This window comes from Thermomonas hydrothermalis (assembly GCF_900129205.1).
GTDB lineage: Bacteria > Pseudomonadota > Gammaproteobacteria > Xanthomonadales > Xanthomonadaceae > Thermomonas > Thermomonas hydrothermalis.
Genome location: NZ_FQUK01000026.1, coordinates 22,039 through 36,808, shown reverse-complemented (window position 1 = coordinate 36,808; position 14,770 = coordinate 22,039). Strand labels below are relative to the sequence as shown.

The 14,770-nt window shown below is 66.2% G+C and carries 12 protein-coding genes; 7 read left to right on the top strand and 5 right to left on the bottom strand.

The annotated features are described in order from the left end of the window. The 7 genes from BUA29_RS08290 to BUA29_RS08260 all read left to right on the top strand — a co-directional run. A partial coding sequence (locus BUA29_RS08290; RefSeq protein ID WP_143148858.1) for a transposase occupies positions 1 to 315 on the top strand: 315 nt, incomplete at its 5' end. Positions 316 to 462: 147 nt separating this feature from the next. Beyond that, positions 463 to 1,956, top strand: coding sequence for a M20 family metallopeptidase (locus BUA29_RS08285; RefSeq protein ID WP_072756131.1), 1,494 nt, complete (start codon positions 463 to 465; stop codon positions 1,954 to 1,956). A gap of 194 nt (positions 1,957 to 2,150) precedes the next feature. Further along, positions 2,151 to 4,685: a DNA mismatch repair protein MutS gene (gene mutS / locus BUA29_RS08280; RefSeq protein WP_245770527.1), complete on the top strand. Its 2,535-nt coding sequence runs from the start codon at positions 2,151 to 2,153 to the stop codon at positions 4,683 to 4,685. 121 nt (positions 4,686 to 4,806) lie between these two features. Further along, positions 4,807 to 6,243, top strand: coding sequence for an aldehyde dehydrogenase (locus BUA29_RS08275; RefSeq protein WP_072756126.1), 1,437 nt, complete (start codon positions 4,807 to 4,809; stop codon positions 6,241 to 6,243). Positions 6,244 to 6,258: 15 nt separating this feature from the next. Beyond that, positions 6,259 to 6,924 carry a carbonate dehydratase gene (gene can, locus BUA29_RS08270; protein ID WP_072756125.1) on the top strand — a complete coding sequence of 222 codons (666 nt, stop codon included), beginning with the start codon at positions 6,259 to 6,261 and terminating at the stop codon, positions 6,922 to 6,924. Next, positions 6,921 to 7,349, top strand: coding sequence for a RidA family protein (locus BUA29_RS08265; RefSeq protein WP_072756124.1), 429 nt, complete (start codon positions 6,921 to 6,923; stop codon positions 7,347 to 7,349). The genes can and BUA29_RS08265 overlap by 4 nt, the downstream gene beginning before the upstream one ends. A gap of 4 nt (positions 7,350 to 7,353) precedes the next feature. Further along, complete coding sequence (locus BUA29_RS08260) at positions 7,354 to 7,899, top strand: 3-hydroxyanthranilate 3,4-dioxygenase (RefSeq protein ID WP_072756123.1); 546 nt, start codon at positions 7,354 to 7,356, stop codon at positions 7,897 to 7,899. Between the two features lie 89 nt (positions 7,900 to 7,988). Here BUA29_RS08260 and pnp read toward each other — a convergent pair whose 3' ends face one another. From pnp to infB, 5 genes are all read right to left on the bottom strand, one after another. Next, complete coding sequence (gene pnp, locus BUA29_RS08255) at positions 7,989 to 10,082, bottom strand: polyribonucleotide nucleotidyltransferase (protein WP_072756122.1); 2,094 nt, start codon at positions 10,080 to 10,082, stop codon at positions 7,989 to 7,991. 164 nt (positions 10,083 to 10,246) lie between these two features. After that, positions 10,247 to 10,507, bottom strand: coding sequence for a 30S ribosomal protein S15 (gene rpsO, locus BUA29_RS08250; RefSeq protein WP_072756121.1), 261 nt, complete (start codon positions 10,505 to 10,507; stop codon positions 10,247 to 10,249). Positions 10,508 to 10,674: 167 nt separating this feature from the next. Continuing rightward, positions 10,675 to 11,688: a tRNA pseudouridine(55) synthase TruB gene (gene truB, locus BUA29_RS08245; protein WP_072756120.1), complete on the bottom strand. Its 1,014-nt coding sequence runs from the start codon at positions 11,686 to 11,688 to the stop codon at positions 10,675 to 10,677. Beyond that, the gene (gene rbfA, locus BUA29_RS08240) at positions 11,645 to 12,007 is read right to left on the bottom strand and encodes a 30S ribosome-binding factor RbfA (protein WP_072756119.1); all 363 of its coding nucleotides are present in this window, start codon (positions 12,005 to 12,007) and stop codon (positions 11,645 to 11,647) included. The genes truB and rbfA overlap by 44 nt, the downstream gene beginning before the upstream one ends. Positions 12,008 to 12,073: 66 nt before the next feature. Further along, positions 12,074 to 14,734 carry a translation initiation factor IF-2 gene (infB, locus tag BUA29_RS08235; RefSeq protein ID WP_072756118.1) on the bottom strand — a complete coding sequence of 887 codons (2,661 nt, stop codon included), beginning with the start codon at positions 14,732 to 14,734 and terminating at the stop codon, positions 12,074 to 12,076. Between the last annotated feature and the right edge of the window lie 36 nt (positions 14,735 to 14,770).

Genomic DNA, 14,770 nt, shown 5'->3' with positions numbered 1-14,770 from the left:
GAGATGGCATCGGATCGCCCCACCGCCGAACCGCTGCTCCGAAAGTGGGTCTCTTGGGCACGACGGTGTCGGCTGACGCCCTTCAAGAAGCTCGGTGCCACCATCCGCGACCACCTCACCGGCATCCTGCGGCATTTCGACACCGGCCTGTCCAACGGCCAGGTCGAGGCCTTCAACGCCCAGATCCAGGCCGCCAAGGCCCGCGCCAAGGGCTATCGCACTGACGCCAACCTGATCGCCATCAGCTACCTGCTGTGCGCCAAGCTCAGGCATCTACCCCGTCACCCTTGGCTCCATGCTCCCCATCAGACATGAACCGTTTCCACTGGAATCGCGATTGAGCCACTTTTTCGCATCCCGAGGTAGGAAAATTCCGAATATGCCCGTCTGCGCCCAGGCCAGACGGGCCGGGGCGTACAATTGGCGTTTCCCCTTGATCTCCCCCACCTCATGTCCACATCCATCGACCCGCGCCAGATCCAGGCCTTCGTCAACCGCAAATGGGACGAGGAGATCGTCCCGCAGCTGATCGAATACATTCGAATCCCCAACAAGTCGCCGATGTTCGACGACCACTGGGTCGAGCACGGCCATATGGACCGTGCCGTGGCGCTGATGGAACGCTGGGCCAAGGCGCAGCCGATCCCCGGCATGCAGGTCGAGGTGGTACGCCTGGACGGTCGCACACCGCTGATTTTCATCGACATTCCGGCGGCCAACGGTGGCCGCAACGATGACTGCGTGCTGCTCTACGGCCACCTGGACAAGCAGCCTGAAATGACAGGCTGGGACGAAGGCAAGGGCCCGTGGGAGCCGGTGCTGGAGGGTGACCGCCTGTACGGCCGCGGCGGCGCCGATGATGGCTACGCGATCTACGGCTCGCTTGCGGCGATCATGGCGCTGCAGGCACAAGGCGCGCCGCATGCCCGCTGCGTGGTGTTGATCGAAGCCTGCGAAGAATCCGGCAGCTACGACCTGCCCTTTTACGTGGATCACCTGGCCGATCGCATCGGCAAGCCGTCGCTGGTGGTCTGTCTGGATTCCGGCTGCGGCAACTACGAGCAGCTCTGGTGCACCACCTCGCTGCGCGGTCTGGCGGGTGGCAACCTGACCGTCAAGGTGCTGTCGGAAGGCGTGCATTCCGGTGATGCCTCGGGCATCGTGCCATCCAGCTTCCGCGTGATCCGCACCCTGCTCTCTCGCATCGAAGACGAAGCCACCGGCCGCATTCTGCTCGATGGCCTGCACGTGGACATCCCGGAAGAACGTCGCCAGCAGGCGCAGAAAGTCGCCGACGTGCTGGGGAGTGCGGTCTATGACAAATTCCCGCTGCTGCCCGGCATGCGGCCGATGCACGACGATCTGACCGAACTGGTGCTCAACCGAACCTGGCGGCCGGCGCTGTCCATCACCGGGGTGGACGGCATCCCGCCGCTGGATTCGGCCGGCAACGTGCTGCGCCCGTTCACCTCGCTCAAGCTCAGCTTGCGCCTGCCGCCGACCCTGGACGGCAAGCGCGCTGGCGAGCTGTTGCAGGAGGTCCTGCTCCGCGACCCGCCCTACGGCGCCCATGTCAGCCTCAGTCTGGAAAAAGCCAGCAGCGGCTGGAATGCCCCGCCACAGGCGCCCTGGCTGACCGAGGCGATCGAGCAGGCCAGCCTGACTTTCTTCGGCAAACCGGCCATGTACATGGGTGAAGGCGGCACCATTCCGTTCATGGGCATGCTGGGCGAGAAGTTCCCTGCCGCCCAGTTCATGATCACCGGCGTCCTGGGCCCGCATTCCAATGCCCACGGCCCGAATGAGTTCCTGCACATTCCGATGGGCAAAGCGGTGACCGCCTGCGTGGCCAGCGTGATCGCCGCGCATCACAGCGCCAGTCTGAGCGGCCAGACCACGGGCACCATGGCCGCCGCCGGCAATGCCTATGCCGGCGCCAAGCACGGCTGCTGCTGATTTCCGGCACGGGCACTTTGCGCCCGTGCCAAGCCAATCGAACCTGCCACCGGCCATGGATGGCCTCGGCGTGCGGTCGTCTGCCCTACAATCGTGCGCCGACGTGCAAACGGTGCGCGTCGAAAGCCTGTGCCTGTCCGCCCGTGACCGCGTCTGATTCTTCTGCCAGCAAATCCGCTGAACACACACCACTGATGAAGCAGTACTTCGCCGCCAAGGCGGAGTATCCGGATGTGCTGCTGTTCTTTCGGATGGGCGATTTCTACGAGCTGTTCTACGACGATGCCCGCAAGGCGGCGCGCCTGCTCGACATCACCCTGACCCAACGCGGCCAGTCGGCAGGTCAACCGATCCCGATGGCCGGGGTGCCGGTACACGCCTACGAAAGTTACCTCGCTCGTCTGGTGGCGCTAGGCGAATCGGTGGCCATCTGCGAGCAGATCGGGGATCCTGCCACCAGCAAGGGCCTGGTCGAACGCAAAGTGGTGCGCGTGGTCACGCCCGGCACGGTGACCGACGATGCCTTGCTGGATGAGCGCCGCGACACGCTGCTGCTGGCGATCAGCCGCGGCAAGGCCGGCTTCGGTCTGGCCTGGGCCGATCTGGCCAGCGGCCGCCTGCGCGCCAGCCAGGTGCCTGGCGAGGATGCCCTTGACGCCGAGCTGGCCCGCCTGCAGCCGGCGGAAGTGCTGATCCCGGATGAAGAAGGCTGGCCGGCGTGCGTACAGGAAGCACGCGGTCTGCGGCGGCGTGCCCCCTGGCTGTTCGATCCCGAATCCGGCCGTCGCCAGCTGCTGCAGTTTTTCGGCGTGCACGATCTCACCGGCTTTGGCCTGGATGACAAGCCACTGGCCATTGCGGCGTCTGCCGCGCTGCTGGGCTATGTGGAAGAAACCCAGAAGCAGCGCCTGCCGCATCTGCGCAGCATCGCCGTGGAAAGCGGCGAGGATGCCATCGCAATGAACGCGGCCACTCGTCGCCATCTGGAACTGGACAGCCGCATCGATGGCGATACCCGCGCCACCCTGCTCGGCGTGCTCGACAGCACCGTGACCCCGATGGGTGGGCGTCTGCTGCGTCGCTGGCTGCACCGCCCCTTGCGGGATCGCCAGGTCTTGCGCGAGCGCCACCATGCCGTGCAGACCCTGCTCGACAGCGGAATCGATGCGGATCTGCGCGAGACGTTTCGCGCCCTCGGTGACATGGAACGCATCCTGGCCCGGGTCGCCCTGCGCAGTGCCCGCCCACGCGACCTGTCCACCCTGCGCGACGGGTTGACCCTGCTGCCCCGCATTCGCGCCCTGCTGGCGCCGCTGGATTCCCCGCGCCTGCAGACACTGGCGGCGGAGCTGGGCGAACACGCCGATACCGCCGCCTACCTGCAGGCGGCGATCGTGCCGCAACCTCCGTTGCTGGCCCGCGATGGCGGGGTGATCGCCGACGGATTCGATGCCGAACTGGACGAGCTGCGCCGGCTGTCCACCCATGCCGATCAGTTCCTGGTCGCGCTGGAGGCGCGCGAACGCGAGGCCACCGGCATCCCCACCCTCAAGGTCGGCTACAACCGCGTTCACGGCTATTACATCGAAATCAGCAAGGCCCAGAGCGACAAGGCCCCGGTGCATTACACCCGCCGTCAGACCCTGACCGGCGCCGAGCGCTACATCACCGAAGAACTCAAAGCCTTCGAGGACAAAGTGCTGTCGGCGCGGGAACGGTCACTGGCGCGGGAGAAACTGCTGTATGACGGCGTACTGGACCGGCTCAACCAGGTGCTGGAGCCACTGCGCCGCTGCGCCCAGGCCCTGGCCGAACTCGATGTCCTGGCCTGTTTTGCCGAACGGGCGCGCACCCTCGACTGGAACTGCCCGGAACTGCGCGAGCAACCAGGTATCCAGATCGAACGCGGCCGGCATCCGGTCGTCGAAACCCTGCGCGAGGCGCCGTTCGAACCCAATGATCTGGTGTTCGACGATCAGACCCGCATGTACATCATCACCGGCCCCAACATGGGCGGCAAAAGCACGTACATGCGGCAAAACGCGCTGATCGTGCTGCTGGCGCATATCGGCAGCTTCGTGCCAGCCGCCAGAGCCGTGATCGGCCCGATCGACCGCATCCTCACCCGCATCGGCGCTGGCGACGACCTGGCCCGCGGCCAGTCCACCTTCATGGTGGAGATGAGCGAAACCGCCTACATCCTGCACCACGCCAGCGAACAGTCGCTGGTGCTGATGGACGAGATCGGGCGCGGCACCTCCACCTACGACGGGCTAGCACTGGCCGATGCCGTCGCACGCCAACTGGCCGGCGTCAATCGCAGCTACACGCTGTTTGCCACGCATTACTTCGAGCTGACCGCGCTGGCCCAACCCGGCAGCGGGATCGCCAATCTGCACCTGGACGCGGTCGAGCATGGTGACGCGCTGGTGTTCATGCACGCCGTACGCCCTGGCCCTGCCAACCGCAGCTTTGGGCTACAGGTGGCCGCACTGGCTGGCCTGCCGCGGGACGTACTCAAACAGGCACGCACCCGGCTGGCCGAACTGGAAGCACGCGCCCAGGACACCCCGGTCGCCATGAATGCGCCCGCCCTCGACGCCCCTCAACAAATCGGCCTGTTCCCGCCCCCCTCGGCTGCCCTGGAAGCGCTGGCCGCGCTCGATCCGGATGAGCTCACACCGCGCCAGGCGCTGGAAGCCTTGTATCGGCTCAAGGCATTGTGCTGATCCTGACGACGGGCCCCAGTGCGCACACAGCCACGCACTGCACCACGATCGTCAAAGCCGCGGATGTCGCGCATCGCCCGTACCGCGGCAGCCGGGAAATACCGGCTGGTAGACTGACCGGATGCAACGCTTTGGCCATGTGATTGGTACGACCTGCGGCGGCGCGTCCAGCACGCGCTGGCTGCCGGTGTTTGACCCCGCCCATGCGCAGCCATATGCCGAGGTTGCGGCAGGCGATGCCAGCACCATTGAGACCGCGGTCGCTGCAGCCAGCAACGCCGCGCCGGCCTGGGCCGCACTGCGCAACAGCGACCGCGCCCGCCACCTGGAGCGGCTGGCCGACGCGCTGGAAGCACGCCTCGACGCCTTCGCCCGCACGGAAAGCCTCGACGCCGGCAAACCGCTGGCACTGGCGCGTGACATCGAGATTCCACGCGCCATTGCCAACCTGCGCTTCTTCGCGCACGCGGCCACCCAGTTCGCCAGCGAATCGCACCACGGCGAAGCCGGCCTGAACTACACCCTGCGGCTGCCGCTGGGCGTGGTGGGCTGCATCAGCCCGTGGAATCTGCCGCTGTACCTGTTCACCTGGAAGATCGCGCCGGCGCTGGCTGCCGGCAACACGGTGGTCGCCAAACCATCGGAGATCACCCCCGCCACCGCGACACTGCTGGGCGAGCTGGCGCTGGACACCGGCCTGCCGCCGGGCGTGCTCAACATCGTCCATGGCCGCGGCCCCGAGGTCGGCGAGCCGCTGGTGGCGCATCCGCAGGTCAAGGCGATCTCGTTCACCGGCAGCACCGCCGTGGGCCGCCGCATCGCCGGCATCGCCGGGCCGCTGCTGAAGAAAGTCTCGCTGGAACTGGGTGGCAAGAACGCCACCTTGGTGTTTGCCGACAGCGACTGGCGCGCGCAGCTCGACACGCTGGTGCGCAGCGCGTTCCAGAACAGCGGACAGATCTGCCTGTGTGGTTCACGGCTGCTGATCGAGCGTTCGATCTACGCCGAGTTCCGCGACGCCTTCGTCGCACGCGCCCGCGCGCTGCGCCTGGGCGAACCGTTGGAGGACGGCGTGCAGCTGGGGCCGGTGGTGTCGCAGGCGCAGTTCGACAAGGTGCTTGCGGCGATCGAACGCGCACGCGCCGAGGGCGGCCGCGTCCTGTGCGGCGGCACCGCACTGGATCGCCCCGGCTGGTTCATCGCGCCGACCGTGATCGAGGGCCTGGGCCCGGACTGCACCACCAACCGCGAGGAGATCTTCGGCCCGGTGGTCACCCTGCAAGCCTTTGACAACGACGACGAGGCATTGGCGCTCGCCAACGCCTCCGACTACGGCCTGTCGGCCAGCGTGTGGACGCGCGATCTGACCCGCGCACACCGTTTTGGCGCGCAGCTTCGGGTGGGCATCGTATGGATCAACAGCTGGCTGCTGCGCGACCTGCGCACGCCCTTCGGCGGCACCGGCGCATCCGGCATCGGCCGCGAGGGTGGCCTGGAGGCGATGCGCTTTTTCACCGAACCGCGCAATGTCGGCATTGCACTTCCCCCTACCCTTTGAACCAACACGCCTGCCATGGCCACACACCTGGATAGCCTGCTTCACAACAACCGACGCTGGGCCGAGCGCGTCACCCAGGAAGACCCCACGTTCTTCGAACGCCTCTCCCGCCAGCAAACTCCGGAATATTTATGGATCGGCTGCTCCGACTCGCGGGTGCCGGCCAACCAGGTGGTTGACCTGCTGCCGGGCGAAGTATTCGTCCATCGCAACATCGCCAACGTGGTCGTGCATACCGACCTGAACTGCCTGTCCGTGCTGCAGTTTTCGGTGGACGTGCTGAAGGTCAAGCACATCCTGGTCGTGGGCCATTACGGCTGTGGCGGCGTCGGCGCTGCGCTGCACGGCACCCGGCTGGGGCTGGCTGACAACTGGGTTCGCCATGTCGGCGACGTCGCGCAAAAGCATGCCGGGCTGCTGAACAGCCTGCCCGAGGCGCAGCGTCACGACGCGCTGTGCGAGCTCAACGCCATCGAACAGGCGCTGCACGTCTGTCAGACCACCATGCTCACCGATGCCTGGGCACGCGGGCAGACGCTGGCCGTGCACGGCTGGGTGTACAGCCTGGCCGACGGCCGGGTACGCGAGCTGGGCATGGATGTCAGTGCGCCTGAGGAGGTGGCCAGCGCCTATGCGCGTGCCGTGGCCGGTGTGGGGCAGCGCCGGGGGATGGCCGGATGAACACGTCTGCGATTCAGGCAACCGGCGCGCCCAAGGCGGTGGGTCATTACCCGCACGCACGCCGGGTCGGTGCGTTGCTGTTTCTGTCCGGGATCGGCCCGCGTGACCCGCAGACCAACGCCATTCCGGGCAATGTCTACGCTCAGGACGGCCGCCTGCTGGACTACGACATCACCGCCCAGATCCACGCCGTGTTCGCCAATGTCCGTGCGGTGCTGGCCGCCAGCGGTGCGCGCTGGGACAACCTGATCGACGTCACCGTCTATCTCACCGATATGGCCCGCGACTTTGCCACCTTCAATGCCCTCTGGGCTGAGTATTTCCCGGACCCGGCACGGGCGCCCTGCCGCACCACGGTCGGCATCGATGCCCTGCCCACGCCGATTGCCATCGAACTCAAGTGCATCGCCCTGCTGGAGGACTGACGCCATGCTGCCTGCCGCCTTCAATCTGCATGCCTGGATCGAAGCGCACCGCCATCTGCTCAAACCGCCGGTCGGCAACAAATGCATCGTCCAGGACGCGTTCATCGTGATGATCGTCGGCGGCCCCAATGCCCGCACCGATTACCACATCGAGGAAGGCCCGGAATGGTTCTACCAGCTGGAAGGCGAGATGGTGCTGCGTGTCCAGGACGACTTCGATGGCGAGCGCGGCACAGTGCGTGATATCCCGATCCGTGCCGGTGAGGTGTTCTACCTGCCGCCGCGGGTGCCGCATTCGCCGCAACGCATGCCTGGCTCAGTGGGTCTGGTGATCGAGCGCAAGCGCCTGCCGCATGAAGACGACGGGTTGCTGTGGTTCTGCGTGCAATGCAACCACAAGCTGTACAGCGAGTATTTCCACCTGGTCGACATCGAGCAGGACTTCCTGCGCGTCTTCGACCGTTTCTACCGCGATGACAGCCTGCGCACCTGCCCACAATGCGGCACCCTCAATCCGCGCCCAGCCCGTTACGACGCCGTCTCGGACTGATCTGAGCGCCAGCGCACCCATAAAGCAGCAACGGCGGGCCGCAAGGCCCGCCGTTGCTGATTGCAGAGCACTGCGTTGACAGTCGCAGATCACTCCTCGTCGCTAGCCGCCTTCATGGACAGCCGGATCCGACCCTGCTTGTCCACTTCCAGCACCTTGACCCGAACCAGGTCGCCTTCCTTGAGCTTGTCCGAGACCCGCTCGACACGCTCGCTGGAGATCTGCGAGACATGCACCAGGCCGTCCTTGCCAGGGGCGATGGTGACGAACGCACCAAAGTCCATGATCTTGGCGACCTTGCCCTCATAGATGCGGCCGGGCTCGACGTCCGAGGTGATCTGCTCGATGCGCGCCTTGGCCGCAATACCGGCCGCCGCGTTGACCGAAGCGATGGTGATGGTGCCATCGTCCTGGATGTCGATCTGGGTGCCGGTTTCCTTGGTGATCGCCTGGATCACCGAGCCACCCTTGCCGATCACTTCGCGGATCTTGTCGGGGTGGATCTTCATGGTGATCAGGCGCGGGGCGTAGTCGGACAGCTCCGGGCGCGGCGCGCTGATCGCCTTGGCCATTTCGCCCAGGATATGCAGCCGGCCGCGACGGGCCTGCTCCAGGGCAATGCGCATGATGTCCTCGGTGATGCCCTGGATCTTGATGTCCATCTGCAGGGCGGTGACACCGACTTCGCTACCGGCCACCTTGAAGTCCATGTCGCCCAGGTGATCTTCATCGCCCAGGATGTCCGACAGCACAACAAAGCGGTCATCTTCCTTGACCAGCCCCATGGCGATCCCAGCGACCGGACGCTTGATCGGCACGCCGGCATCCATCAGGGCCAGCGAGCTGCCGCACACCGAGGCCATTGAGGAGGACCCATTGGACTCGGTGATCTCGGAAACCACGCGGATGGTATAGGGGAACTCCTCCAGGGTCGGCATCATCGCCAGCACGCCACGCTTGGCCAGCCGGCCATGGCCGATTTCGCGGCGCTTAGGCGCGCCGAAGCGACCAGTCTCGCCGACGCAGAACGGCGGGAAGTTGTAGTGGAACAGGAAGTGCTCACGCCACTCGCCGGCCACGTCGTCCATGATCTGGCCATCGCGTGCGGTGCCCAGGGTGGCCACCACCAGTGCCTGGGTCTCGCCGCGGGTGAACAGCGCCGAACCGTGCACGCGCGGCAGCACGCCGACCTTGCAGCTGATCGGGCGCACTTCGTCGAGCTTGCGACCGTCGATGCGCACCTTGGTGTCCAGCACGGCATCGCGCATGGTGCGGTATTCGAGCTCGCCGAACTCCTTGGACAGCTCGGCGCTGCTCCAGCCTTCAGACTCGGCGCGCGCGGCCAGGCTCTCCAGCACCTCCTGCTTCAACGCCGCGATGGCATCACGCCGCTGCAGCTTGTCGGTGATCTTGAACGCTTCGACCAGGCGCGTACCGACCGCCGCCTTGAGAGCGTCGATCAGGGCCTGATTCTTGGCCGGCGGCTGCCAGGTGCTGGGCGGGGTCCCCACTTCGGCCACCAGCTCGTTGATCGCGGTGATTGCCTTTTGCAGCTCGCGGTGCCCAAACATCACCGCACCCAGCATCACCTCTTCGGACAGCTCCTTGGCTTCGGACTCCACCATCAGCACCGCGCTGGCGGTACCCGCCACCACCAGCTCGAGTGCGCTGGCCTTGAGCTCGCTCACCGAGGGGTTGAGGACGTATTGACCATCGATGTAACCCACCTTGGCGGCACCAATCGGGCCCTGGAAAGGCGTGCCGCACAGCGCCAGCGCCGCAGACGCACCGATCAGCGCCGGAATATCACCTTCGATCTCAGGGTTGAGCGAGACCAGCTGGGCGATGATCTGCACCTCGTTGCGGTAGTCCTCCGGGAACAGCGGACGGATCGGCCGATCGATCAGCCGCGAGATCAGGGTTTCCTTCTCGGTCGGGCGCCCCTCGCGCTTGAAGAAACCGCCCGGGATGCGGCCACCGGCGTAGAACTTCTCCTGGTAGTCCACGGTCAGCGGGAAGAAGTCCTGGCCTTCACGTGCGGCCTTGGCCGCCACCGCCGTCACCAGCACTTCGGTGCCATCGACCTTGACCAGCACCGCGCCGCCGGCCTGGCGGGCGATCTCACCGGTTTCCAGGGTGACCTGGTGTTTGCCGTACTGGAAGGTTTTGCTGATTTTTGCCACTGGATGATCCTTGATGTCTTGAACGTCGACGCAGGCAAGCCCCGCTTGCTGCGCTGCATCGCCCGTGGGCGATGCTTGGATTTGCGGGCCTGCCCGCAACGGATGAAACCTGGGTTACCGCACAAACGAACCGCGGCGCACGAATGCGCCGCGGAGGTGGTCGATCAACGACGCAGACCAAGCTTGCCGATCAGCGCCTTGTAGCGTTCCGCATCCTTGCGATGCAGATAGTCCAGCAGGCTGCGACGGCGGTTGACCATCATCAGCAGGCCGCGCCGGCTGTGGTGATCCTGCTTGTGGGTCTTGAAATGCTCGGTGAGCTGCTCGATGCGCGCGGTCAGCAGGGCGATCTGGACTTCCGGGGAACCGGTATCGTTCTCGCTGCGCTTGTGCTCGTTGATGATCTTTTGGGTATCGATGGACATGAGGGCCTCGTAGTCGCGTGGCCGGCAGAAACGGACGTAAACCAACGTCCGCACCGCAGGGCTCGCCGTTAGGAGCGGATGGGAAATGTGTGTTGGCTCTTTGCAGAGCGCGCGGATTATAGCCCGCCGCCCGGGATGCGGCAATCAAATGGATGCATCAAAGCCGGTCATTGCGCGCCGGCGGCACCGGTCTGCGCCGCCCAGCGAAACAGGCGCACCGGCCGCAGCCGGCCTTCCGCATCCACTTCGCCCAGGCCCAGACCGCGGCCGCGCTCATCCAGGATCGCCACCTGCCCGCGCACCGGATACGGCCCACGCAACCCCTGCCCGCGTCCAAGCCGGAGCGCCTGTGCCGCATTCACCCTGACCTCGGGCCAAGAGGCCATGCCGATCTCGACCGGCAGCAGACAGGCGTCGAGCACGCGCTCACCCGCCTGCGCGCGCAGCTGTTCAAGGCCTTGCAGCGTCCACATCCGCGGCTCGCGGAACGGATCCACCCACAGCCGGCGCAGTTCCACCACATGCGCGCCACAACCCAACAGTTCACCCAAATCGCGCACCAGGCTACGCACGTAGGTGCCGGATCCACACTCGACGTGCAGGCGCAGCAGCGGCTCGCCACCATCGAGCAGGTCGGCCGCGCTGATCAGGTCGAAGGCATGCACCTCGACCGCGCGCGGCTCGACCTCGATCGGCTCGCCCCGACGCGCCTTGGCATATAGCGGCTCGCCTCCCCGCTTGAGCGCCGAATACACCGGCGGTTTCTGCAGGATGTGGCCGGTCAGCTGCCGCAGGGCGGCGTCGATCTGGTCGATGGTCAGGGCCGGCACCGGGCGCTCGCGCAGCACCTGCCCTTCCGCATCATCGGTATCGGTGACCACGCCCAGACGCGCCACGGTTTCGTAGGCCTTGCGGGCACCCAGCAGGCCGCCGGCGATCTTGGTGGCCTCGCCGAAACAAATTGGCAGCAAGCCGGTCGCCAGCGGATCCAGACTGCCGGTATGGCCGGCCTTGTCTGCACGGAACAGGCGGCGCGCCTGCTGCAGGGCCTGGTTGGACGACATTCCCTGCGGCTTGTCCAACAGCAGGATGCCGTCCAGGCGGCGCCAGTCGATGCGCGGGCGTGCCGCGCGCGGGTCAGTCGGCGTGATCACCGGATCGCAGATTGCGCAACAACGCATCGATGCGCTCGCCGCGGTCCACCGATTCGTCATAGTGGAAATGCAGCTCGGGGACGTGGCGGATGCGAATCGCGGCGGCCAGTTGTCGGCGCAGCTCGGGCGCCAGCGCCTTGAGCGCGGCCACTGTATCCCCGGCCCGCTCTGGCTGCAGCACGGTCACGAACACCTTGGCGTGCGCCAGATCACGAGTCACTTCGACATCCGACACGCTGGCCGAAGCCAGCCCGTGCTCGCGCACGGCAGCGTGCACCAGCATCCCCAGCTCACGGCGCAGCTGGGCGGAGAGGCGGTCGGTGCGGTGAAAGGATTTACCGGGCATGGCAGCGATGGTCCTGACAGAAGGGAAGATGTGGGCCGGCGACTGCCGGCCCACCCGGTATGCACCTTACAGCGTGCGCTGCACCTCGATGCGTTCGAAGCATTCGATCTGGTCGCCCGGCCGGACATCGTTGTAAGCCTTGACGCCGATGCCGCACTCGTTGCCCTGGCGCACTTCCTCGACCGGATCCTTGAAGCGGCGCAGCGATTCCAGCTCGCCTTCGAAGATCACCGTGTTATCGCGCAACACGCGGATCGGCTTGGCCTTCTTGACCACGCCCTCCACCACCATACAGCCGGCGATGGCGCCGAACTTGGAGCTGCGGAACACGTCGCGCACCTCGGCGATACCGATGATCTCCTCGCGAACCTCCTTGCCCAGCACCTTGGAGGCGACCTGCTTCACCTGATCAATCACGTCATAGATGATCGAGAAGTAGCGCAGGTCGAGGTTGTTGTTCTCGATCACCTTGCGGGCGGCCGCGTCGGCACGGACATTGAAGCCGATGATGGTGGCCTTGGAGGTGGCCGCCAGCTGTGCATCGGATTCGGTGATGCCACCGACGCCCGCGCCAATCACGTTGATCCGGATCTGGTCGTTGGACAACGCCGTCAACGCCTCGCGCAGCGCCTGCATGGTGCCATGCACGTCGGCCTTGACCACCAGATTGAGGGTCTGCTGGGCATTGCCCTCGCCCATCTGGGCCATGATGTCTTCCATGCGGTTGCCGGCCTTGGCCACCAGCCGCAACTCGCGGCGCTTGGCATCGCGCTGCTGCGCCACGTCCTTGGCCAGACGTTCGTCTTCCACCACCACGAAGTCGTCACCCGCATCCGGCACACCCGACAAGCCGAGAACCTGCACCGGGATGGACGGGCCTGCACTTTGCACCTGCCGACCGGTTTCGTCGAACAGCGCGCGCACACGGCCGTACTGGATGCCGCAGACCAGGTAATCGCCCTTGTGCAGGGTGCCCTGCTGGACCAGCACCGTGGCCACCGGGCCACGCCCTTTGTCCAGCGCAGACTCGATCACCACACCGGTCGCCGGGCCATCCTTGACCGCGCGCAGATCGAGGATTTCCGCCTGCACGCTGATGGCGTCCAGCAGGTCATCCACGCCCTGACCGGTCTTGGCCGACAGCTCGACCGCCTGCACATCGCCACCAAACTCCTCGACCACCACGTCATGGGCCAACAGGTCGTTCTTGACTCGCGACGGATCAGCGCCGGATTTGTCGATCTTGTTGATCGCCACGATGATCGGCACGTTGGCCGCCCGGGCATGCTGGATGGCCTCGACCGTCTGCGGCATGACACCGTCATCGGCCGCCACCACCAGCACCACGATATCGGTCAGTTTGGCGCCGCGTTGCCGCATCTGCGCAAACGCCGCGTGGCCCGGGGTGTCGAGGAAGCTGATCACGCCCTTGGGCGTGGTGACATGGTAGGCGCCGATGTGTTGGGTGATGCCACCGGCCTCACCGGCAGCCACCTTGGTGCGCCGGATGTAGTCCAGCAACGAGGTCTTGCCGTGATCGACGTGGCCCATGATGGTGACCACCGGCGGCCGCGGCAGCTTCTCGCCCTGGGCTTGCTGCAGCTGTGCCAGCAGCTCGGACTCGGCGTCGTTACCGGTCGCCGAAACCGCCTTGTGGCCCAGCTCCTCAGTGACCAGCACGGCGGTGTCGTGGTCGATGGTCTGGTTGATGGTGGCCATCACGCCCATCTTGAACAAGGCCTTGACCACATCGCCGCCTTTCATCGCCAGTTTCTGGGCAAGATCGGCCACGGTGATCGCCTCGCCGATGGCGACCTCACGAACCACGGGCGCCGTGGGCTTGTTGAACCCGCTGCCGCTGCGGGCCGGGTCCATGCCGCGCTTGGGGGGCTTGGGACGGGCACGCGGCGCACTGCTGCGACGCCCGCGTTCGGACGCCGGCAGGTGCAGCTGCCCGGCAAAACGGGCGGTGGTGTCATCATCCTCCAGGCTCACCTGCATCACGTGGGAGCCACGATGCGCTTTGTGCTTGTGCCCGGCCTTGTCGGCCTCGCGCTCGCTCGATGCCGGCTTGGCGTGCCCCTTCTTGACCGCCTCTTCCGCCCGCGCGGCTTCGGCCGCCGCTGCGGCAGCGCGCTCGGCCTCTTCCTGCTCGCGGCGACGCTGGGCTTCCAGCTCCAGCGCACGTTGACGGTCCTTCTCGGCCAGCGCCTGCTGCTCGGCCAGATTGCGCCGGCGGGATTCCTCCAGCTTGCGCAGCGCATCCAGCCGCTCGGCTTCCAGCGGATCCAGCGGCGGGGTCTGCGCCTGCTCGTGCGTCGCCTGCGGGGGTGATGCCTGCGGCTGCGATGGCGGCTGCGGCTGGGATTGCGGCTGTTCCGGCGCCGCCTTCTGCGCCGCCGGTTTCAGGGTGATCTTCTTGCGCGTCACCACCTCCACGGTGCTGGCGCCACGGCCGGCCCGGCCACTCGCTCCGACCGTGATTTCCTGACGGCGGCTGCGGTTCAAGGTGATCTTGGCCGGCGGCGCGATGACCTCTTCGGCCGGCTTCTCGGCCTTGCCGTGCAGACGGCGCAGGAAGCCGTGCAACTTGAGTTTCTCGGCGCTGGTGATGACCTGGTCGGGATCGCTGAAGTTCATGCCGGCCTCGGCCAGCTGCTCCAGCAGTTTCTCGACCGGCGTATTCACCAGTTCGGCCAGCTTGCGGATGGTGGTTTGCTGCGACATTCGGTTTCCGGTGTCATGGGCCGCCCCGAGGGCGGC

What these genes read in the sequence shown, in the direction of transcription:
- infB (WP_072756118.1), bottom strand. Translation starts at nt 14,734, where the DNA reads ATGTCGCAGCAAACCACCATCCGCAAGCTGGCCGAACTGGTGAATACG.
- BUA29_RS08275 (WP_072756126.1), top strand. Translation starts at nt 4,807, where the DNA reads ATGCAACGCTTTGGCCATGTGATTGGTACGACCTGCGGCGGCGCGTCC.
- can (WP_072756125.1), top strand. Translation starts at nt 6,259, where the DNA reads ATGGCCACACACCTGGATAGCCTGCTTCACAACAACCGACGCTGGGCC.
- mutS (WP_245770527.1), top strand. Translation starts at nt 2,151, where the DNA reads ATGAAGCAGTACTTCGCCGCCAAGGCGGAGTATCCGGATGTGCTGCTG.
- truB (WP_072756120.1), bottom strand. Translation starts at nt 11,688, where the DNA reads ATGCGTTGTTGCGCAATCTGCGATCCGGTGATCACGCCGACTGACCCG.
- rbfA (WP_072756119.1), bottom strand. Translation starts at nt 12,007, where the DNA reads ATGCCCGGTAAATCCTTTCACCGCACCGACCGCCTCTCCGCCCAGCTG.
- rpsO (WP_072756121.1), bottom strand. Translation starts at nt 10,507, where the DNA reads ATGTCCATCGATACCCAAAAGATCATCAACGAGCACAAGCGCAGCGAG.
- BUA29_RS08260 (WP_072756123.1), top strand. Translation starts at nt 7,354, where the DNA reads ATGCTGCCTGCCGCCTTCAATCTGCATGCCTGGATCGAAGCGCACCGC.
- BUA29_RS08265 (WP_072756124.1), top strand. Translation starts at nt 6,921, where the DNA reads ATGAACACGTCTGCGATTCAGGCAACCGGCGCGCCCAAGGCGGTGGGT.